The following is a 19,822-nucleotide window of genomic DNA, read 5'->3' as shown; positions in this document are numbered from 1 at the left end:
CCAAGGAGCCAACCATGACAGCCAAGACCATCCACGACAGTTCCAGGGCCCGGGCGGCCGAGATCGTGCGCGAGTACGGGCCCTTCGCGGGCGCCACCCAGGTGCACGGCGTGACCCACGACGGCCAGCGCGTCTGGGCCGCCACCGGCGAGAAGCTGGTGGCCTTCGACCCCGACAGCGGCGAGACCACCAAGGCGCTGGACCGCACCTGCGATGCCGGCACGGCCTTCGACGGCACGCATTTCTACCAGATCGCCGAGGCCCGCATCGACAAGATCGATCCCGCCACCGGCCAGGTGCTGGCCTCGATCCCCGCGCCCGGCCAGGGCAGCGACTCGGGCCTCACCTGGGCCGAGGGCAGCCTGTGGGTGGGCCAGTACCGCGACCGCAAGATCCACGAGATCGATCCCGCGACCGGCGCCGTGCGCCGCACCATCGAGTGCAACCGCTTCGTGACCGGCGTGACCTGGGTCGACGGCGAGCTGTGGCACGGCACCTGGGAGGCCGAGGAGAGCGACATCCGCCGCATCGACCCGCGCAGCGGCGAGGTGCTCGAGCGGCTCGAGATGCCGCGCGGCACCGGTGTCAGCGGGCTCGAGTCCGATGGTGCCGGCCTCTTCTACTGCGGCGGTGGCCCGAGCGGCAAGGTCCGCGCGGTGCGCCGGCCCGCGCACTGATCCACCGAACCTCACGCAAGGAGCATCCGATGAATGCAACGACCACCGAAGCAGGCACGGCGCACCACGCCGTCGTCTCCAGGACGCAATGGACCGAGGCGCGCCGCGCCCTGCTGGAACGCGAGAAGGAACTCACGCGACTGGGCGACCAGATCGCGCGCGAACGCCGCGCCCTGCCCTGGGTGCGTGTCGAGAAGGACTACGTCTTCGACACGCCCGACGGCCCGCGCGCGCTGGCCGACCTGTTCGAGGGCCGCAGCCAACTGCTGGTACAGCACTTCATGTTCGCGCCGGGCTGGGAACAGGGCTGCCCGAGCTGTTCGTACATGGCCGACCACAACGACGGCGCCGCTCCGCACCTGGCCGCGCGCGACGTCACGCTGCTCGTGGTCTCGCGCAATGCGCTGCCCGAGATCGAGCGCTTTCGCGAACGCATGGGCTGGCGGTTCAAGTGGGTCTCGTCGGCGCGCAACGACTTCAACCACGACTTCCATGTCAGCTTCACACCCGAGGAATTCGCGAGCGGCTCGGTCTACTACAACTTCGCCATGCAGCCCTTTCCGCAGGCCGAGGCGCCGGGCATCAGCGTGTTCTACAAGGACGGGTCGGGCCAGGTGTTCCACACCTACTCGCGCTATGGCCGCGGCGTGGAAGTGATGATGGGCGCCTATCCGCTGATCGACCTCGTGCCCAAGGGGCGCGACGAGGAAGGGCTCGAGCACACGATGGCGTGGGTGCGGCATCACGACCGCTACGAGGCGCGGCCCGCGGCGCATGCGTGCTGCGGATCGCGCGGCTGAGACCCGACGCGAGGCATGCTCCATGACCGCGCTCTGGCCCTGGCTGGCCGTCGCGGGACTCGGCGCCTTCCATGGCCTGAGTCCGGCCAATGGCTGGATGTTTGCCGCGGCGTGGGGCGTGCAGGCACGTGACGATGGCAGGGCACGGCGCGCGCTGCTGCCGATCGCCGTCGGGCATTTCGCATCGGTCGCGATCGTGGCCTTGGTCGTCGCGCAGGGGCTGTGGCTGGACCGTGCGCTGGTGCAGGTGCTGGCTGGTGCGGTGCTTCTAGGCGCGGCGGTTTACCGGTTGTTTCGCAGCAGTCGATCCACCATCGGCTTGCGAGCCGGCCATGCAGGCCTCGCGGGCTGGTCCTTCGTGATGGCGACCGCGCACGGCGCCGGACTCATGCTGGTGCCCGCGCTCGTGCCGCTGTGCCTCACCGGCGACCCCGCGCGGGCCATCACCGCATCGGGCTCGATGGCGCTGGCGCTCGCCGCGGTCGCGGTACACACGGCGGCGATGCTGCTGGCCACCGGGTTGATCGCGACCGGCGTATGCCGCGGCATCGTGCGGCATCCGCGGTGGTTCGAAGGGCGGGCGCTGAAATGCGGCTGGACCGCGGCACTGGCGGCTACAGGCTTGCTGCTGATCGCGCTGCGCTGAGGGGCGAAAACCCCTTGGGCCAGCAGGTGCACGATTGCAACTGCGATGCGCCGACGTTCGAATAGCCCGATGACCGCATGGCTCCCCATCGACATCGCACCGCAACTCTCGCTCGCCCGCGTCGTGCTCGAACGCCACTTGGCCGGCACCCTCGAATCGCTGCACCTGTTCGGCTCGGCCGTCGACGGCGGCCTCCAGCCCGAGAGCGACATCGACCTGTTGGTCTGCGTGATCGCACCGCTGACGGCCGCGACCCGGCAGGCGCTGATGACCGACCTGCTCTCGGTGTCGGCCTCGCCCGGCACCGACGCGGCGCTGCGCCCGTTGGAAGTGACGATCGTCGTGCGCGACGAGGTGCTGCCCTGGCGCTACCCGGCGCGGCGCGAACTGCAGTTCGGCGAATGGCTGCGCGACCAGTTGAAGGCTGGCGTCTTCGACGCGCCCGAGCTCGACCGCGACCTCGCGATCCTTCTGACCAAGGCAAGGCAGCACAGCGTCCCGCTGATCGGCCCTGCCGCCGAGACCCTGTTCGATCCGGTACCCGCGAGCGACTTCGCACAGGCGCTGCACGACACCATCGGCATCTGGAACGAACCTGCGGACTGGGACGGCGACGAGCGCAACGTGGTGCTCGCGCTGGCGCGCATCTGGTTCAGTGCCGCGACCGGTGGCATTGCTTCGAAGGATGCGGCTGCGGCTTGGGTGATCGAACGGCTGCCCGATGCGTTGCGGCCATTGATCGCGCGGGCGAGGGAGGCTTACCTGGGGCGGGCGGAGGACGATCTGGCGGCGCGGCAGGGGGAGGTGGCGGCATTCGTGGCGTATGCCAAGCCGGCTGTCGAACGGGCGTTGGCATCGCAAGGGGATGGGCCGCACTGAACATTCGGCCGGTCATCGACTTGCCGTCCGTGGGGCCGTCCACGACGCTCCGACCGTACGAGTTCAGTTGGCCGGCGTAGACACCGCCAGCGGCTGCACCGCCAATCGCAGTCCCATGGCCCTGAGAATGGCCGACAGGCTGCTGAGCGCAGGATTGCCCTTCGGCGACAACGTGCGATAGAGCTGGGTCGGATTCAGCTGCGCCTGCTCGGCCACGGCCTGCACCCCGCCGAATGCCTGCGTCATCTGGCGCAGCACGATCAGCAGCTCGGCCTGATCGCCGTCGGCCAGGATGGTGTTGATGACCTCGAGCGCGAGGGCCGGATCGCTGCGATACAGCTCGGCCATCGCTTCGTCATGGGGCTTGCTTCTCATCGTCCGCTCTCCGTTGCCAGTCCTGCCAGTGAATCACCGCTTTGGCGATGTCCGTCTCCTGAGTCCGCTTGTCGCCACCGCACAGCAGCAGCACCACGCGATGGCCGGACAGGGCGTAGTACACCCGGTAGCCTGGCCCCAGGTCGATACGCAATTCCCAGACACCATCGCGGCAAAACTTGTGATCGCCGAAATTGCCCAGCTCGATCCGGGCTACACGACGAATCACCGACACCTTCGCCTGGTTGTCACGCAGGCGCTGCAACCAGTCCAGGTAGGGATCGCGGTGTTCGTCCGCCGTCAGATAGTGCTCGACGCTATAGGCATTCATTTTCGTTTATAGACGAAAAATGTCAACCCACCGATGCAAGGCCGCATCGACTTGCCATCTTTCGCCCCCTCCCTCACGCTGCTCTTGTGAGGTGAAGACTAACCCGATGGACCTCCGTCTGAAGGCGCGCCACGCTCAGGTGGAACCGCGGCGCGGCAGAAACTTGGCAGAAGTGCAAGGAAGGTGCGGGCGCGCAGTCGCACACAGGGGCTCCCGAAAGAATCAACCGCGTTTCGATCTCGCCTTGCCGCTCCCGCGCTTTCCTTTCGCAACGCCGGCCCCGCCACTTCGTTTCTCCTCACCCACCCGCAGCTCATGCACCAAATCCACCAGCGCCCGCAACGCCGCCGGCAGATGCCGATGCCCCGCGTAATAAAGGCACAACCCCGCCACCGGCACCGTCCACTCGTCGAGCACGCGCACCAGCCGCCCACTCGCGAGGTCCTCCGCCACATACCACTCGGCCAACTGCGCCACGCCCACGCCTTGCCGCACCGCCTCCAGCATCAGCATCGGCGCATCGAGCACCAGCGGCCCCGGCACATCGACAGTGAACGGCTCGCCGCCCTTCGCGAACTCCCACGGTGAGGGCACGCCACTCGGCAGGCGCGCGCGAATGCAGGCGTGTTGCATCAGGTCGGCGGGCACCTCGGGCCGGGGGCGGTTCGCGAAGTACTCGGCCGACGCCACCACGGCCATGCGCAGGCTGCCGCCGAGCGGCACGCGCACCATGTCGCGCGGCACCAGCGGCGCGAGGCGCAGGCCGGCGTCGAAACCCTCGGCGACGATGTCGACCATGCGGCCCTCGGTGACGATGTCGACGGTCACGCCCGGATGACGGCGCAGGAACTCCGCCACGAGGGGCCGGAACACCATCAGCGCAGCGCCCAGCGCGCTGTTGATGCGCAGGGTGCCCCCCAGCGTGGCGCGGCGCTCGCCGACGCTGTCCATCGCATCGCGGATGTTCGTGACGGCCGGGCGGATCTGCTCGACGAACTGCCGGCCGGCCTCGGTCAGCGAGACGCTGCGCGTGGTGCGATGGAACAGCCGCGCGCCGAGCCGGGCCTCGAGGCTCGACACGGCATTGCTGACGGCGGTGGTCGACATCTCGAGCTCCACCGCCGCGGCGCGAAAGCCCTGCCGCCGCGCGACAGCCAGCACCACCTCGAGTTCGATCAGGCCGCTCTTGTGCATTGTTCCGATTTTCTGGATGAGTCATCTCATTTTGATCGGATTCTCAAAACGATGGCGGATTCCTAGACTGCCTTCGACCCGCCATCCGGCGGTACCCGTCAGGAGTCAGCACCATGTGGAACATCGACAAGGCCTACATCGACGGCGCCTTCGTGCCCGTACAGGGCACCGAGGTCGTGGAGATCGCCAACCCCGCGACCGAACAGCGCATCGGCAGCGCGACGCTCGCCAACCGCAACGATGCGAAGCGCGCCATCGCGGCCGCGCAGCGCGCCCAGCCCGCGCTGGCCGCCACCGGCAAGGCCGAGCGCATCGAGATGCTCGAGCGGCTGCGCACCGCCGTGCTCGCGCGCACCGACGCGATCCGCGACGCGACCATCGAGGAGTACGGCGGCCCGCTCGCGCGCGCCCAGTGGGTCAGCGACTACGCCTCGCAATGCTTCGCCAACGCGGCGCGCACGCTCGAGGCCTTCGAGTTCACGCGCCGCGTGGGCGACTCCACGGTGACGATGGCACCGGTCGGCGTGGCCGGGCTGATCGCGCCCTGGAACAGCGTCGCCGGCTCGGTCTGCAGCAAGCTCGCCTCGGCGATCGCGGCGGGCTGCGCATCGGTCATCAAGCCGAGCGAGCTGGGACCGATCCAGGCCCAGGTGGTGACCGAGGCGCTGCACGACGCGGACCTGCCCGCGGGCGCGTTCAATGTGCTGCTCGGCCGCGGCGCCGACGTGGGCGACGAGATCGCCACCCATCCCGGCATCGCGAAGCTCTCGTTCACGGGCTCGACACCCACGGGCAAGCTGATCGCGCGCGCCGCGCTCGACACCATGAAGCGCGTGAGCCTCGCGCTCACCGGCAAGTCGGCCTCGATCGTGCTCGACGACGCCGACTTCGCGAGCGCGCTGCCGCTGGCGCTGAACGCGGCCTTCATGAACAACGGCCAGGCCTGCGTCGCGGGCACGCGGCTGCTGATCCCGCGTGCGCGCATGCGGGAAGCGATCGAGCGCATCGCCGCCATCGCAACAGCGTTGCGCGTGGGCGATCCGCGCGATCCGGCCACGGCCATCGGGCCGCTGCTGAACGCGGCCCAGTTCGAGCGCATCCAGCGCTTCATCCGGCGGGGCCGGGAACAGGGCGCGACGCTCGTGGCCGGCGGCGAGGGCAGGCCCGAGGGGCTGTCGCGCGGCTGGTACGTCAGGCCCACGGTGTTCGCCGATGTGCGCAACGACATGGACATCGCACGCGAGGAGATCTTCGGGCCGGTGCTGTCGGTGCTCAGCTACGAGGGTGAGGACGAGGCCGTCGCGATCGCCAACGACTCGCCCTACGGACTGCAGGCCTACGTGTTCTCCTCCGATGCGCAACGCGCCGGCCGCGTCGCCGCGCGCCTCGAGGCCGGCACCGTGCTCGTCAACCGCATCGCACCCGACCTGCTCGCGCCCTTCGGCGGGGTCAAGCAGTCGGGGATCGGCCGGGAGTTCGGGGTGTTCGGGCTAGAGGCGTTCCTCGAGCCGAAGACGATCACCACCGCCTGACCCCGAGCGCGCCGATCAGGCGATCAATCCCGCGCGCCCGAAGTAGTGGTCCGCAATCACCGGATCGTTCGCCAGATCGCAAGCCATGCCCTCGTGCACGATGCGCCCCTGCTCGAGCACCGCGGCGCGGTGCGCGGTCTGCAGCGCGAGGCGCGCGTTCTGCTCCACCAGCAGGATGGTCATGCCCTCGCGGTTGAGCTGCACCAGCGCGCGGAACACCTCCTTGATGATCACGGGCGCAAGCCCGAGGCTGGGCTCGTCGAGCATCAGCACGCGCGGGCGCGCCATCAGCGCTCGGCCGATCGCGAGCATCTGCTGCTGGCCGCCCGACAGCGAGCCCGAGAGCTGGTGGCGCCGGTCCTTGAGCACCGGGAACAGCGCATGCACGCGCTCCAGGTCCTGCGCGTCGCTGCCGCGCACGCCGGCGGCCTGGCGGCCGAGTTCGAGGTTCTCGGCCACCGACAAGGGCGCGATCACGCGCCGGCCCTCGGGCACCTGGATGATGCCGGCGCGCGAACGCAGGTGCGCGGGCATGCGGCCCAGCGGCTGGCCCTCGAAGCGGATCTCGCCGCCCGTGGGTACGAGGCCCGAGAGCGCGTTCACCAGGCTCGACTTGCCAGCGCCGTTGGGGCCGATCAGCGCGAAGATCTCGCCCTGCTTCACATGGAGGCTCACGCCGCGCAGCGCCTGGATGCCGCGGTAGTGGACGTCGAGGTTTCGGATCTCGAGCATGGTTCAGGCCCCCAGATAGGCTTCGACGACCTTCGGGTCGCGTCCCACCGCCTCGGGCAGGCCGTCGGCGATCAGCCGGCCCGAGGCCAGCACGTACAGGTGCGAGCACAGCGACATGACGAAGCGCATGTTGTGCTCGATCAACAGCACCGCCACGCCGCTGGCAGCCACGTTGCGGAAGATGCCCGCGAGGCTCTCGGCCTCGGCATCATTCATGCCGGCCACGGGCTCGTCGAGCAGCAGCAGCTTCGGGCTGGTGGCCAGCGCGCGCATCATCTCGATGCGCCGCTGATGGCCGTACGAGAGGCTGCCCGCGCGGTGCTCGGCCAGCGCGGCCATGCCGAAGCGCTCGAGCAGCTCCATCGCGCGCGCATCGAGCTCGCGCGCCTCGGCGCGCGCCGACGGCAAACCCAACAGGTTGGCCCACAGGCCGGACTTCTCGTGCCGATGGAAGCCCGCCACCACGTTCTCGCGCACGCTCGCGTCGGGCACCAGCCGGATGTTCTGGAAGGTGCGCGCCACGCCGGCGCGCGCGAGCGCGGGCGCCTCGTCGCGCGACACGTCGCGGCCCTCGAGCAGCACCCGGCCTGCCGTGAGGTGCAGCAGCCCGGTGATCAGGTTGACCACCGTGGTCTTGCCCGCGCCGTTGGGGCCGATCAGGCCGGTGATCTGGCCGGCCGGCACCTGCAGGCTCAGGCCGTCGACGGCCGGCACGCCGCCGAAATGGCGGGCCACGCCTTCGAGAACCAGGGTCGCGGTCATGGGCGCACGCCTCCTTCGATCGATGTCTTGACGATGGGTGCCTTGGGCACCGCCGGTGCCGCGGGCGCGCGCGATGCATGCCCCGCCTGGCGCCGCAGCCGGCGGTCGTGCAGCAGCGCGATCGCGGTGTCGGCCACGCCGCGCGGCAGGTAGACGATCACCAGCATCAGCAGGATGCCCTGCACCACGTTGCGGTAGTCGGCGAACACGCGGAACAGCTCGGGCAGGGTGGTGAGGATGGCCGCGCCCACGAGCGCGCCCCACACCGAGGTGCGCCCGCCGAGCACCACCATCGCGAGCACCGCCACCAGCATGCCGAAGCCGAACTCGCCGGGCGTGATGGCGTAGCTGCTCGAAGCCTGCAGCGCGCCGCCCAGGCCCGCGAGCAGGCCCGAGAGGATGAAGGCGATGCGCTGGTGGTAAGGCACCGAGATGCCGAGCGACACGGCCACGGTCTCGTCCTCGCGGATCACGTCCATCGCGCGGCCGATGCTGTGGCGGCCCATCGCGGCCAGCAGCACCACCACCGCGACCACGATCAGCAGCAGCTCGCCGGTGCCGGCCACCTTCGGAATGCCGCTGATGCCGATCGCGCCGTTGGTGACGCTGGTCCAGTTCTGCGTGGCCGACAGCACGATCTGCACCATGGCCAGGGTGGCGACCGCCTGGAACACGCCGCGCAGCCGCGACAGCGGAAAGGCCAGCACCGCGCTCGCCACGCCGCCCAGCGCGGTGCCCGCGGCGATCGCCGCCAGCGGCGGCCAGCCGGCCTTGACCACCAGCAGCGCGCAGCCATAGGCGCCGATGGCGGCGAAACCCGCGCTGCCGAGCGAGAACACGCCCGCGCGCAGCACGACGTACTGGCTCATCGCGAGCATCGCGTAGACCAGAATGTGGTCGAACAGCGACTGGTAGGTGTAGAAGAAGTTCATCATGCGCGTTGCACCCGCATGGCGGCGGACGATTGACCGAACAGGCCGGTGGGCCGGACCAGGATGACGACGAACAGCGCGGTGAAGACGATCGCCTCCGCCACGCCCGAGGAGACGTAGGCCACCGCGAGCGTCTGCACGATGCCGATCGCGAGCCCCGCGATCAGCGCGCCCGGGATGCTGCCGAGCCCGCCGAGGATGATGATCACGAAGGCGCGCAGCAGCAGCGGCTCGCCCATCGCGAAGTGCACCGAGTTGAAGACCAGCCCGATCAGCACGCCGGCCATGCCCGCGAGCGCGCCCGAGATCAGGAACACCTGCATGTTCACCGGCCCGGGGTTGATGCCCAGCAATCGCGAGGTCTGCTCCGAATAGGCCACGCAGCGGATGCGCTGGCCGAAGCCGGTGCGGTAGAGGTACCAGACCAGGCCAAACACCATCGCCACCACCAGCGCCACGATCACCAGCTGCAGCAGCTGCACGCGCACGCCGCCGATGGTGTAGATGACCACCGGGAAGGCATCGAAGGGAAAGCGCATCACGGCCGTGTTCGACAGCTTCTGCGCAAGCGCGAGCAGCACCAGGTCGGCGCCGATCGATGACACGATGGCCGAGAACTCCGGCGCGCCGCGGCGGCGCAGCGGCCGGAACGCGAACAGGTCGAGCGCCACCGACACCAGCCCGCCCGCGAGCATGCCGATCAGCAGGGCGACATAGATCGGCGCGTCGAGCACCGTGACCGCGTACAGGCCCGCGAACGCGCCCCACATGAACACCGAGCCGTGGGCCATGTTCATGATGTGGTTGACCCCGAACAGAAGGGTAAACCCGAGCGCGAACAGCGCATAGACGCTGCCCACGACCACGCCATTGAGTAGTTGTTGCATCAGCATGGCGGCGATCATCGGAATGCGGCCCTTGGTTGTATGTCCCCTTGCGACGGTACGGGTGCGCCCGGGGCCGCCGTCCCCCGCATGGGGACAGACGCGCGCGGCGGGCCTGCGGACACTGGGCGCAGCACTGTGCCGACCCTGGAGACCCCATGCGCTTTCCGCAACTGCCCGTCGAGGACGAGCTCGAGATCCGTTCCCTGTTCGCCCGCTACGGCCACCTGGCCGATGCCGGCGACCCCGACTTCGCCCAACTGTTCACCGAGGACGCCAGCTGGACCCGCGCCAACTCGCCACCCGCCTCGCAGGGCGGCAGCGGCCTGCCGCCCGAAACCATCCATGGCCGCGACCATCTGCTCGCGCTGATGGAGGAGGTGATGAAGAAGAAGTTCAGGCAGCGCATGCACCACCAGATGACCGACTTCTACGCCGTGCCCGGCGCAGGCGCCGACGAGGCCCACGGCCATGCGCGCGCGCTGATCACCGACTGGCGCGATGGTCCCGGCAAGATCGCGATGTTCGGCAAGTACGACCTGCGCTTCCGGCGCACCGACGAGGGCTGGCGCATCGCCGACATGACCGTGCGCGTGCTGCCGAGCGCGGATTGAAAAGGACCGACCCATGAACGCCACCGCCACCCTGTCGATCCCCGACGCACCGGTCCTCGACGAGGATCCGTTCTCCGACGCGAACATCGCCGATCCCTATCCGCTGTTCGACCGCATGCGCGAGATGGCGCCCGCGGTCTACGTCGCGCCGCACGGCTACTACGCCGTCACGCGCCATGCCGAGGCCGGCATCGTCGCGAGCGACTTCGAGCGCTTCACGGTCGAGGGCGGCGTGGGCATGAGCGACATCCGCAAGCCCGGCGCCTGGCGCACGCGCAGCCCGATCTCGGAGATCGACCCGCCCGAGCACACGCGCGTTCGCGCCGCGCTGCAGCGCATCCTGTCGCCGCTGGTCGTGAAGAGCTGGAAGGAGAAGTTCGCGCAGCGCGCCGAGGAGATCGCCGAGGCCGCGGTGGCGCGCGGCCGCATCGACGGCGTGGCCGACATCACCGAGGCCTACGTGCTCGAGGTGTTCCCGGCCGTGCTCGGCATCGCGGTGCCGCCCGAGCGCATCAAGCTCACGGGCGAGCTCAACTTCAACCAGCTCGGGCCGAACAACGCGCGCGTGGCGCAAGCGCTCGAGCGTGCCGCGCCGATCATGGACTGGTACCAGCAGGTGCTGCAGCGCGAGCACACGCTGCCCGGCGGCTTCGCCGAGAAGATCTACGAGGCCGAGGACGCGGGCCATTTCGACAAGGGCACGGCGCCGCTGCACGTGCGCTCCTTCTTCCGCGCCGGGGTCGACACCACCATCGCCGGCATCGGATCGACGCTCAAGCTGCTGGCCGAGCACCCCGACCAGTTCGCGCTCGTGAAAGCCAACCCGGCGCTCATCAAGGGCGCGTTCGAGGAGGCGCTGCGCCTGGAGTCGCCCGCGCAGGTGATGTTCCGCACCACCACGGGCGAGGTCGAGCTCGGCGGCGTCCGGCTGCGCGCCGACACCAAGGTCGGCTACCACATGGGCGCCGCCAACCGCGACCCGCGCCAGTGGCCCGATCCGGCGCGCTTCGACGTCACGCGCCAGACCGCGGGCGTGCACCGCGCCTTCGGCGTCGGCGCGCACGTGTGCATCGGCCAGATGATCTCGCGGCTCGAGGCCGAGAGCATCCTCGGCGCGCTGGTGCGGCGCGTGCAGCGCATCGAACCCGCGGGCGCATCGCGCTGGCGGCCGGTCAACACGCTGCGCACGCTCGACGTGCTGCCGCTGCAGCTGGTGGCCGAATAGCTTCGGCGCCGCTTCGGGTCGGTCCGTCCCCTGTGATGGGGACTGACGCAACCCGGATGCATGAAGACACTGCCATGGCCCCCTGAGAAAAACCGCGCACCTTCGCGCGCCCTTGGAGACACACCATGACCATGCATCGCAGAGCCGCCGTCGCCGGCGCGCTGCTTCTCGCCTTCAGCGGCCTCGCCTTCGGGCAGGGCAAGGAGATTCCCGTCGGCGTGTTCAACGCCATGACCGGCACCTACGCCTTCGGCGGCGTGCCGATCCAGAACGCCATGAAGCTGGCGCTGGAGGAAGCCAACGCGCAGGGGCTGCCCGGCGGCAACAAGTTCAGGATCGTCGAGGGCGACACCGCGGGCGACAAGGGCCAGGTCATCAACCTCGTCAACCAGTTCGGCAAGCGCGACAACGTGATGCTGATCCTCGGCCCCACGGTCAGCGCCGAGGCGCTGGCCGGCGCGCCGGTGGCCAACGACCTCAAGCTGCCGATCCTCGCCATCGGCAGCTCGCCCGGCATCCTCGCCACCGGCCCCTGGGCCTTCAAGATCCAGGCCACGCCGACCGACATCATGGGCTTCCTCGGCAAGCTGGCCTCGGAGAAGCTCGGCGTGAAGCGCGTGGTGCTGCTGCACGACCAGAGCAGCGACGGCTACATCGGCCAGAAGAACGCGCTGGCCGACTACTTCACCAAGGCCGGCGTCACCATCGCGGCCGACGAGAAGTTCATCTCCTCCGACTCCAACTTCCTCGCGCTCGCGACCAAGGTCGCGACCACGCCCACCGATGCCATCTTCATCGCCGCGCCGGCCGAGGTCTCGGCCAACCTGATCCTCCAGATCCGCCAGGCCGGGCTCGAGTCGAAGGTCAAGTTCATCGGCCCGTCGACGCTGGGCTCGGCCGGCTTCATCAAGGCCGGCGGCAAGGCGGTCGAGGGCACCTACTTCGTGTCGGACTATTCGCCCAACAATCCCTCGCCGATGAACCAGGCCTTCGTGAAGGCCTACCAGGCCAAGTACAAGGCCGCGCCCGACAACTGGGCCGGCATGGGCTATGCGCTGGGCCAGGTCGCGGTGCAGGCGGTGAAGAACGCCGGCCCGAACCCCGACCGCACGAAGATTCGCGACGAGCTCGCGAAGCTCAACAAGGTGCCGATGGTGCTGGGCAACGGCACCTGGAGCGTGGATGCGGGGCGCAACCCGAGCTATGGCGGCGTGCTGCTGCAGGTGAAGGGCGGGGAGTTCGTGGCGGTGCAGTGATTGCCTGAGCGGGGCGCGGCGAGCGCGGACGGCGGGCTTGCCGCACAATGCGCCGTCCTTTCGACGCCCCCGGCCATGCCCCTTCCCAAGACCGGCCTGCTCGCGCAGGTCTCCGCCGCCCACCTCGTCAGCCACCTGCACATCATGGCGCTGCCCGCGCTGCTGCCGGTGTTGCCCGGCGCGTGGGGCCTGAGCTTCGTCGAGCTCGGCCTCGCGCTCAGCGTGTTCAACGTGGTCTCGGCGCTGGTACAGGCGCCGCTGGGCTTCGCGGTCGACCGCTTCGGCGCGCGGCGCCTGCTGATGGCCGGCCTGCTGCTGGGCAGCGCGGCCTTCGGCTCGCTCGCGTTCTCGGGCCACTACGCCTGGCTGCTCACCGCGATGGCGCTGGCGGGCATCGCCAACGGCGTCTACCACCCGGCCGACTACGCGATGCTCTCGGCCGGCATCGACAGCGCGCGCATGGGCAAGGCCTTCTCGGTCCACACCTTCGCGGGCTTCGTCGGCGGCGCCATCGCGCCGGCCCTGCTGATGGGCATCGCCAGCACGCTGGGCGTGCGCTGGGCCTTCGCCGCCACCGGCCTCGCGGGGCTGCTGGCCTGGGTCTTCCTGTTCGCGGGCGAGAAGCCGGCGCTTGCCGCACGGCCCGCGAGCAAGCCGAAGACCGCGGCCGGCGGCGGTGCCGGCGTTCGCATCCTCACGCCCGCGATCCTCACGCTGACCCTGCTCTACGTGCTGCTGAGCCTCAGCACGAACTCGATCGGCAGCTTCTCGGTGTCGGCACTGGTCGGCGGCTACGGCGTGAACCTCACATGGGCCAATGCGGCGGTCACGGCCTTCCTGTTCGCCAGTGCCTTCGGCGTGCTGGCCGGCGGCGCGCTGGCCGACCGCACGCGCCGCCACGGCCTGGTGGCGGCCGTCGCGTTCGCGGGCGCGGCCGTGCTCGCGGCGCTCGCGGCCTGGGGCCGGCTGCCCGATCTCGCGCTTGTGCTGTGCCTGGGCGCCACCGGCTTCCTGACCGGCGTGATCACGCCCTCGCGCGACATGCTCGTACGCGCCGCCGCACCGCCCGGCGCCGAGGGCCGCGCCTTCGGCATCGTCTCCACCGGCTTCAACATCGGCGGCGCGGTCGGCCCGATGCTGTTCGGCTGGCTGCTCGACCGCGGCCATTTCAGCGGCGTCTTCTGGGCCGCGGTGGTCTTCATGGCGCTGACCGTGATGCTGACCCTGCTGCAGGAGCACCGCGCCGCGCGCGCGCCGCGGCCGCTGTCCCGCCCCGCCGCGGGTTGAGGAAGACGGGGCGGCGACCGACACGCCCGCATCGCGCGGCTGGGCACACTCGGTCATCGACACCACACGGGCGCACCCGGCGCTCCACCGCATGCTGAGCTACGCAATCCAGAAGGTCGGCGACGACTTCCAGCAGACCCACCCGCAGGGCGAGACCACCCTCCTCGGCTTCATGGCCGCGATCGATGCCCATCCGTGGCAGCAGCAGCACAGCGAATGGAACGAGCAGCAGGACGGCCCGCTGCCCGCGCTGGTGCTGCGCAATGAGGCCGACCAGCGCGAGCTGTGGGTCACGCTGCTGGGCGACGGCACCGACCGGCGCGGCGAGTACCAGCTGCAGTCGGTGGCGATGCGTCCGCGCAAGGGCCTCTTCGGCAAGGGCAAGCTCGAGCAGGACGTCGCGGTGTTCGAGACCCGCGACCGCGGCGAGCTCGATCGGCTGTGCGAACTGTTCTGCGACGGGCAGTACGAGGCCTTCGATCGCGAAGCGGGGCGGATGGCGGCGCGCGAGGACGGCAGCGATTGATTCGCCGCGCCCCCGGGCGCTCTATCGGCCGGCGGGATTCGCGAGGTTGACGGCCTTGCTGCCGGACAGCAGCTTCTTCGCTTCCGCCTCGTCGGCCCCTCTGACCGCCGCGCAAGTCATGCTGGGGCTGACGACGAAGTAGTTCGACGATGCCTTCGCGGCGTCGAACTTCAGCGAGTCCTCCTTCCACGTCGGCGTGAAGCCGCCGAAGCATTTCACCCCCAGGTAGTGCTCGCCGGGCGACACCTGGAATTCGGCGTGCTCGCCGGAGCCGATGCCGAAGATGTCCTTGCCATCCATCGCCACCGTGTAGCCATTGGCCGCGCCGACGATGCTGCTGATGCGGACCACCACCACCTTGGCGGCGACCGAGGCATCCGGAACCTCGGGCAACGGACCGAGCCTGCCCGAGGTCGTGCCGCAACCGGCGAGCAATGCGGCCGTGGCCGCCAACACGAGCGTCTTCATCATCCTGTCTCCCTCCTGGTGATCGAATGGATCGAGCAACACGGTTGCATCGATGCGCTTGCGAGCGCGCGAGATCATATCGCCGGGATGGCGCACCACGGCCCGCGCGCAGATTCACCGTTTTCCGTTATCCTCCGCCCCGCCCGGACACCAAGATCCGGCCCTTGCAAGAAGGGGCGTTCACCGCCCGGAGACGGAGAGAGACAGATGAAATCGATGGCGTTCTGGCGTCCGCTGCTCGCGGCCGCCATGATGGCGGTTGCGGCTCTGCCCGCCGCGGCGGTGCAGGTGGTGGTCGGGCAGGTGGCCCCGATGTCGGGGCTCGAGGCGCGGCAGGGGCGGGCCTTCGGGGTCGGGCTCAAGCTGAGCTTCGACGCGATCAACAAGGCCGGCGGCGTCAACGGCCACACGCTGAGCCTGGTGCGCAAGGACGACCTGGGCCAGCCCGAGCAGACCGTGGCGCTGACCAAGGCCCTGGTCGCGGAGAACCGGCCGATGGTGCTCGCGGGCTACTTCGGCACGCGCAACATCGCGGCGCTCGTGGCCTCGGGCACGCTCGAGAAGGAGCGGCTCGCGCTGGTGGGCTATCGCTCGTCCGAGCTGCGCGCGCCGCCGCCGCTGCTGTTCAACATGCACGCCGACCTGCGCGAGGAGCTGACCAAGATCACGCGCCACCTCGCCACCATCGGCATCAACCGGCTCGGCGTCTTCTACGAGGACGTGCCCGCCTCGGGCGAACTGCTCAAGCTGATGGACGAACTCGCCGCGGCCTCGTCGTCGCGCATCGTGGTGCGGGCTTCCTACCCGGCAGGTACCACCAAGGTGGGCGACGCCGCCGAGGCCTTCCTCAAGGAGCCGCCGCAGGCCATCGTGATGCTGACCAGCACCGGCGCCGCCGCGGCCTTCATCGAACGCTACCGCATGGCGCCCAAGGGCACGGCGCAACTGGTCGCGCATTCGGGCGTCGACGTGGAGCAGCTGTCGCAGCGGCTGTCGGAGCAGCACATGCAGGGCATCGTGATCGCGCAGGTCACGCCGAGCCCGTTCCGCATCTCGAGCAAGCTGACGCGCGAGTTCATCGAGGCCACGGCCGGGCAGACATTGGAGGTACCGGTCAGCTACTCGATGTTCGAGGGCTACATCACGGGCCGCGTGATCGCCGAGGCGGTGCGCCGGCAAGGGCGCACGCCCACGCGCGAAGGCATGGCCGCGGCGCTGGCCTCGCTGGTGAACTTCGACTTCGGCGGCTACGTGGTCGACCTCGGCCCCAACGCCGGCGGCAACGGCACGCGCTTCGTCGAGCTCACGATCCTCAGCAACGCCGGCAAGATCCGGCAGTAGCGCCCTCCTCCCGTCCGATTCCTTCCGCGCGAAGCTTCTGCTAGCTTGAAGCCTCCCCCATCCGGAAGGAGCCGTTCATGGACGAAGACCTGGACACCCTGTCGCGCGATGACCTGATCGCCGAGGTCCGGAAGCTGCGCGAGGGCGTGCGCCGCCATCGCGATGCCACCGGCCACGACCTGTGCTGGCACCACCCCGACCTGTGGTCGCTGCTGCCCGAGAAGACGCCGCCCGCGATCGCGGTGCCGGCCTGGCCGCAGTTCATGCGCGGCTGCGTGAAGTACCGGCAGTCGCTGGAGCAGCAGGCGGCCGAGGCGCCGCGCACGACGCGCGAGTTCGGGGATTGATGCGATACCCCCACCGTTCGGGCTGAGCTCGGCCCGAACGGTGGTGGCTCATTTCTTCGGGGCGAACAACGCGCCCAGCGCCCGCGCCGCCTTGACCAGCGGCGACGGCCGCAGCTGCTGGTACTCCGCGCGCAACTCGGTGCGCAAGCCCTCGTCGATCTTCCCGGCGGGCAAGGCCAGCAGCAGTTCCAGCGTCTCGACCTGCCGCTCCACCTGCCCCACGTGGCCATAGCTGCGCGCGAGTCCGATGCGCGCCTTCACGACCTGGGCCGCGATGCCCTTGTCGGCCTCTTCGCCGCAGGCCTCCACCAGCGCCTCGCAGCAGGCCACCGCCTCCTCGTAGCGGCCGGCCTTGCGCAGGCGCACGCCGCGGTTGACGCTGGACTTCGCGGCATAGGTGCGCAGCGCGACCTCGGGCGCCCGCAGGCAGGTGTCGATCACATGGCCGTAGAGCGCGAGCGCGGCATCCAGGTCGGTGTCGGCAATCGTGATCGCCTTGCAATAGCGCGCATTGGCCACGCGCTCGCGCAGGTAGGCCACGTCGGAGCGGGCCCAGCGCACGATGATCGCGTCGTAGGTCTGCAGCTCCTCGGCGCGGCGGCCGAGCTTGTCGAGCTGCACCGCGCGGTTCGACATCGCGAGCGCGACGTCCTTCTCGGCCGAGGTCGAGAGCTCGTTGCCGTAGCGCGCGATGACCTCGTCGTTGACCGCCAGCGCGGCCTCGCGCTGCGACAGGCAGCCGAGGCTGTAGCCCTTGCGCACCATCGCGTCGAGGTAATGGCGCCGCAGCTCCGGGTGCAGCGATTCGACATGGGCCTGCAGCACCTCGTCGTAGCAGGCGATGGCCTCGCGGTGCTTGCCTTCCACGGCCAGCACGCGCCCGCGCTCGATGGTGGCGTCGATCGCATCGCGCTGCGCCAGCGTCAGGTCCTCGTACTGGTCGCCGTAGTTCACCGCCGCGCCCTGGCGCTGCAGCCGGTTGAGGCAGGTCAGCCGGCTGGCCGCGGCCTTGGCCAGCGTGTCGCGCATCGCCGCGCCGGTGGCATTCGGAAAGCGCGCGAGCAGTGCGTCGTAGACCGGCAGCGCGTCGGCCTCGCGCTCCAGCAGCATCATCAGTGCATAGGCTTGGTTGAGGTAGGCGCTGGCGACCACGCCCTCGACCTCGGCGCAGGTGTCGGCCGCGAAGGCCTGCACCAGCGCCGCGTAGGCATCGACCGCGCGCTGGAACTGCAGGCGCCCGCGCCAATGGGCCGCGAGCGCGTACTGCGCCTTCACCGCGATCGTGCGCAGGTCCTCGGCGGGGTCCTTCGCGAAGCGCGCGACGAGCGCATCGACCGCCGCGGCGAAACGATGTTCGGCCTCGGTCACGGCGACCTCGATCGCGCGGCCCTCCTCGTCCTTGCCGTTCGGGCGCGGATGCGCGGCGGGCGCTCGCGCCCGCAGGATGTCGCAGCGCAGGTCCATGGCGCGCGCGATGGCGCGGCGCAGGGCCGTGTCCTCCGCGCCGCGGGCCTCGGTCCAGCCTTCGAGCGCGCGCAGGGCGCCTTCGACATCGCCACGGGCCTCCAGGATCCGCGCGCGCTCGATGCGGCCGTGCACGCATTGCAGCCGCGTGTAGGCATCGGCGGACTCGGCATGCAGCGCATCGAGTTCCGAGAGCGCCGACAGCGCCTCGTCGCCACGGTCGAGCGCGCGCAGCGCCCAGGCCTCGAGCAGGCGCGTGCGTGCCAGCTGCGGCTGCAGCAACGCGCTGCGGTCGTCGCCGAAGCGTTCGAGCAGGCGGCGGTAGCCGGCCAGCTCGCGCGCCGGGTCGTCGAGCGGCACCAGCTGGTCGAGCATCGCGAGCAGCAGTTCCTTGCGGACCTGCGCATCGGCCTGCCCGGCATAGCGCGACCACTGCCATTCGGCCAGTTCGTCGGCACGGTCCTCGTCGTCGGGTTCGGCTTCGCGGTCGCGCAGCAGTTGCGCCTTGACGCGCAGGATGCGGTTCACGCAACGCAACACGGTGGCGTCTTCGCTGTCCGCATGCGGGTCCAGCACGGCATCGCAGGCCGCGAGCAGGCGCTCCTCGAGGTCCTCGTCCTGCGCGCCGCGCAGCAGGTCGCGCTGCAAGGCGAGCGCGAGGTCGGTCCGCGCCAGCGCGAGGGTCTGGCGCCGGTCCGGCTCGGCGGCCTCGGCATGGGCGTCGATCAGGGTGCGCAGCAGCGCACGGGCTTCCTCGTTGCGGCCCAGAGTCTCGAGCAGGCGTGCATGGGCATGCAACGCTTCGGCGGCCTGCGCCTTCAGCGCGGGCTCGTCGACGGCTTGCAGGTCGTCATGCAGGGCCGCGTATTGCTTCAGCGCCTCCTCGTGGTAGTCGAGCTCCGCCAGCATCCGGGCCTGCGCGGCACGCACGCGAGCCACGAGCACGCGCGTCGCGGGCCAGTCGTCGCCGCCGAAGCGCCGCGCCAGGTCCTCGCAATGCCGCACCATGTCGACCCGCGCGAAGGTCGCGCCACCGGCGGCGCGCAGCCTCGCCTCCTCGAGCCCCGCGGCGACGATCCATTCGCGCAGCGCCAGCGACTGCGCCTGCTCGAAGCGGCGCTGCACTTCCCGCAGCAGGCCCAGCGCGGCCTCGGCGTGGCCGGTCGCAGCCAGCGCGCGGGCCTTCTCGCACTGCGCACGCGCGATCCACGGCCAGGCCGCGACCGGTGCGAACACCGGCGCCAGCACATCGCGCGCACCGGGCTCGAAATGCGCGCACAGCACATCGGCCACCGCCACCACCTCGGCCGTGCGCCCGAGCGAGTCCAGTGCCTCGACCTGCCGGAACCAGGCCGAGGCCAGGTGCTCCTGCAGGTCGGGCGAGGCGCTGTCGGCGGGCGTGCTCAGCGGCAGCAGCCGCGCGACGAGCGCTTCGGCCTCCGCGAGGGCCGATGCGGCGGTGGAAGGGTTGGCGAAGCGAGGCGAAGGGTCCGGGCGATCGATGTCGTGCAATCTCGTGTCCTGGCTGGGGCTCTGCGTTTCATTCTCGC

The 19,822-nt window shown here is 70.2% G+C and carries 21 protein-coding genes; 12 read left to right on the top strand and 9 right to left on the bottom strand.

Going from position 1 to position 19,822, the window contains the following annotated elements:
- Positions 1-14 precede the first annotated feature (14 nt).
- From BM109_RS21920 to BM109_RS21905, 4 genes are all read left to right on the top strand, one after another.
- Positions 15-677 (top strand): Vgb family protein, encoded by a 663-nt coding sequence (locus BM109_RS21920; RefSeq protein WP_093347031.1) that lies wholly within the window; start codon positions 15-17, stop codon positions 675-677.
- A gap of 29 nt (positions 678-706) precedes the next feature.
- Positions 707-1,477, top strand: coding sequence for a DUF899 domain-containing protein (locus tag BM109_RS21915; protein ID WP_093347028.1), 771 nt, complete (start codon positions 707-709; stop codon positions 1,475-1,477).
- A gap of 22 nt (positions 1,478-1,499) precedes the next feature.
- On the top strand, positions 1,500-2,123 hold the full coding sequence (locus BM109_RS21910; protein ID WP_177239427.1) for a hypothetical protein: 624 nt from the start codon (positions 1,500-1,502) through the stop codon (positions 2,121-2,123).
- A 69-nt stretch (positions 2,124-2,192) separates the two neighbouring features.
- Positions 2,193-3,002 carry an AadA family aminoglycoside 3''-O-nucleotidyltransferase gene (locus tag BM109_RS21905; RefSeq protein ID WP_093347026.1) on the top strand — a complete coding sequence of 270 codons (810 nt, stop codon included), beginning with the start codon at positions 2,193-2,195 and terminating at the stop codon, positions 3,000-3,002.
- A gap of 63 nt (positions 3,003-3,065) precedes the next feature.
- On the opposite strand, the gene BM109_RS21900 is transcribed toward BM109_RS21905, so the two are convergent.
- The 3 genes from BM109_RS21900 to BM109_RS21890 all read right to left on the bottom strand — a co-directional run bounded on the left by BM109_RS21900 (position 3,066) and on the right by BM109_RS21890 (position 4,902).
- The gene (locus BM109_RS21900; RefSeq protein WP_093347024.1) at positions 3,066-3,377 is read right to left on the bottom strand and encodes a helix-turn-helix domain-containing transcriptional regulator; all 312 of its coding nucleotides are present in this window, start codon (positions 3,375-3,377) and stop codon (positions 3,066-3,068) included.
- On the bottom strand, positions 3,358-3,708 hold the full coding sequence (locus BM109_RS21895) for a type II toxin-antitoxin system RelE/ParE family toxin (protein WP_093347022.1): 351 nt from the start codon (positions 3,706-3,708) through the stop codon (positions 3,358-3,360). Before BM109_RS21895 ends, BM109_RS21900 begins: the two co-directional genes overlap by 20 nt.
- Positions 3,709-3,930: 222 nt before the next feature.
- On the bottom strand, positions 3,931-4,902 hold the full coding sequence (locus tag BM109_RS21890; RefSeq protein WP_093347019.1) for a LysR family transcriptional regulator: 972 nt from the start codon (positions 4,900-4,902) through the stop codon (positions 3,931-3,933).
- A gap of 113 nt (positions 4,903-5,015) precedes the next feature.
- On the opposite strand from BM109_RS21890, the gene BM109_RS21885 reads away from it, so the two are divergent.
- Positions 5,016-6,434, top strand: coding sequence for an aldehyde dehydrogenase family protein (locus tag BM109_RS21885; protein WP_093347016.1), 1,419 nt, complete (start codon positions 5,016-5,018; stop codon positions 6,432-6,434).
- A 15-nt stretch (positions 6,435-6,449) separates the two neighbouring features.
- Here the strand turns inward: BM109_RS21885 and BM109_RS21880 are convergent, their stop codons facing one another.
- Genes BM109_RS21880 through BM109_RS21865 form a run of 4 tightly spaced genes read right to left on the bottom strand, consistent with a single transcriptional unit; the run spans position 6,450 to position 9,765 of the window.
- On the bottom strand, positions 6,450-7,166 hold the full coding sequence (locus BM109_RS21880; protein ID WP_093347013.1) for an ABC transporter ATP-binding protein: 717 nt from the start codon (positions 7,164-7,166) through the stop codon (positions 6,450-6,452).
- Between the two features lie 3 nt (positions 7,167-7,169).
- Positions 7,170-7,928 (bottom strand): ABC transporter ATP-binding protein, encoded by a 759-nt coding sequence (locus BM109_RS21875; protein WP_057594135.1) that lies wholly within the window; start codon positions 7,926-7,928, stop codon positions 7,170-7,172.
- A complete protein-coding gene (locus tag BM109_RS21870) occupies positions 7,925-8,863 on the bottom strand; it encodes a branched-chain amino acid ABC transporter permease (protein ID WP_093347010.1) in 939 nt (312 codons plus the stop codon). The genes BM109_RS21875 and BM109_RS21870 overlap by 4 nt, the downstream gene beginning before the upstream one ends.
- Positions 8,860-9,765 (bottom strand): branched-chain amino acid ABC transporter permease, encoded by a 906-nt coding sequence (locus BM109_RS21865; protein WP_256222704.1) that lies wholly within the window; start codon positions 9,763-9,765, stop codon positions 8,860-8,862. The genes BM109_RS21870 and BM109_RS21865 overlap by 4 nt, the downstream gene beginning before the upstream one ends.
- Before the next feature lie 137 nt (positions 9,766-9,902).
- Here BM109_RS21865 and BM109_RS21860 point away from each other — a divergent pair, with 137 nt between their 5' ends.
- The 5 genes from BM109_RS21860 (at position 9,903) to BM109_RS21840 (ending at position 14,652) form a co-directional block, all read left to right on the top strand.
- The gene (locus BM109_RS21860) at positions 9,903-10,358 is read left to right on the top strand and encodes a nuclear transport factor 2 family protein (protein ID WP_093347007.1); all 456 of its coding nucleotides are present in this window, start codon (positions 9,903-9,905) and stop codon (positions 10,356-10,358) included.
- A gap of 13 nt (positions 10,359-10,371) precedes the next feature.
- Positions 10,372-11,583, top strand: a complete 1,212-nt coding sequence (locus BM109_RS21855; protein ID WP_093347004.1) for a cytochrome P450 — start codon at positions 10,372-10,374, stop codon at positions 11,581-11,583.
- Positions 11,584-11,708: 125 nt separating this feature from the next.
- On the top strand, positions 11,709-12,839 hold the full coding sequence (locus BM109_RS21850; protein ID WP_093347002.1) for an ABC transporter substrate-binding protein: 1,131 nt from the start codon (positions 11,709-11,711) through the stop codon (positions 12,837-12,839).
- 75 nt (positions 12,840-12,914) lie between these two features.
- Positions 12,915-14,126 carry an MFS transporter gene (locus BM109_RS21845; RefSeq protein WP_093346998.1) on the top strand — a complete coding sequence of 404 codons (1,212 nt, stop codon included), beginning with the start codon at positions 12,915-12,917 and terminating at the stop codon, positions 14,124-14,126.
- A gap of 91 nt (positions 14,127-14,217) precedes the next feature.
- Complete coding sequence (locus BM109_RS21840; protein ID WP_093346994.1) at positions 14,218-14,652, top strand: hypothetical protein; 435 nt, start codon at positions 14,218-14,220, stop codon at positions 14,650-14,652.
- 21 nt (positions 14,653-14,673) lie between these two features.
- Here BM109_RS21840 and BM109_RS21835 read toward each other — a convergent pair whose 3' ends face one another.
- Positions 14,674-15,123, bottom strand: a complete 450-nt coding sequence (locus BM109_RS21835) for a hypothetical protein (protein WP_143129232.1) — start codon at positions 15,121-15,123, stop codon at positions 14,674-14,676.
- A gap of 204 nt (positions 15,124-15,327) precedes the next feature.
- Here BM109_RS21835 and BM109_RS21830 point away from each other — a divergent pair, with 204 nt between their 5' ends.
- Both BM109_RS21830 and BM109_RS21825 read left to right on the top strand, forming a co-directional pair.
- A complete protein-coding gene (locus BM109_RS21830) occupies positions 15,328-16,461 on the top strand; it encodes an ABC transporter substrate-binding protein (RefSeq protein ID WP_371268829.1) in 1,134 nt (377 codons plus the stop codon).
- Between the two features lie 77 nt (positions 16,462-16,538).
- Positions 16,539-16,808: a hypothetical protein gene (locus tag BM109_RS21825; RefSeq protein ID WP_093346988.1), complete on the top strand. Its 270-nt coding sequence runs from the start codon at positions 16,539-16,541 to the stop codon at positions 16,806-16,808.
- 48 nt (positions 16,809-16,856) lie between these two features.
- Here the strand turns inward: BM109_RS21825 and BM109_RS21820 are convergent, their stop codons facing one another.
- The gene (locus BM109_RS21820; RefSeq protein ID WP_093346985.1) at positions 16,857-19,784 is read right to left on the bottom strand and encodes a hypothetical protein; all 2,928 of its coding nucleotides are present in this window, start codon (positions 19,782-19,784) and stop codon (positions 16,857-16,859) included.
- Positions 19,785-19,822: the final 38 nt, after the last annotated feature.

Source organism: Variovorax sp. PDC80, assembly GCF_900115375.1.
In the GTDB taxonomy this organism is placed as follows: Bacteria; Pseudomonadota; Gammaproteobacteria; order Burkholderiales; family Burkholderiaceae_C; genus Variovorax.
The sequence above is the reverse complement of the archived record's forward strand: the minus strand, read 5'-3'. Positions and strand labels throughout refer to the sequence as shown.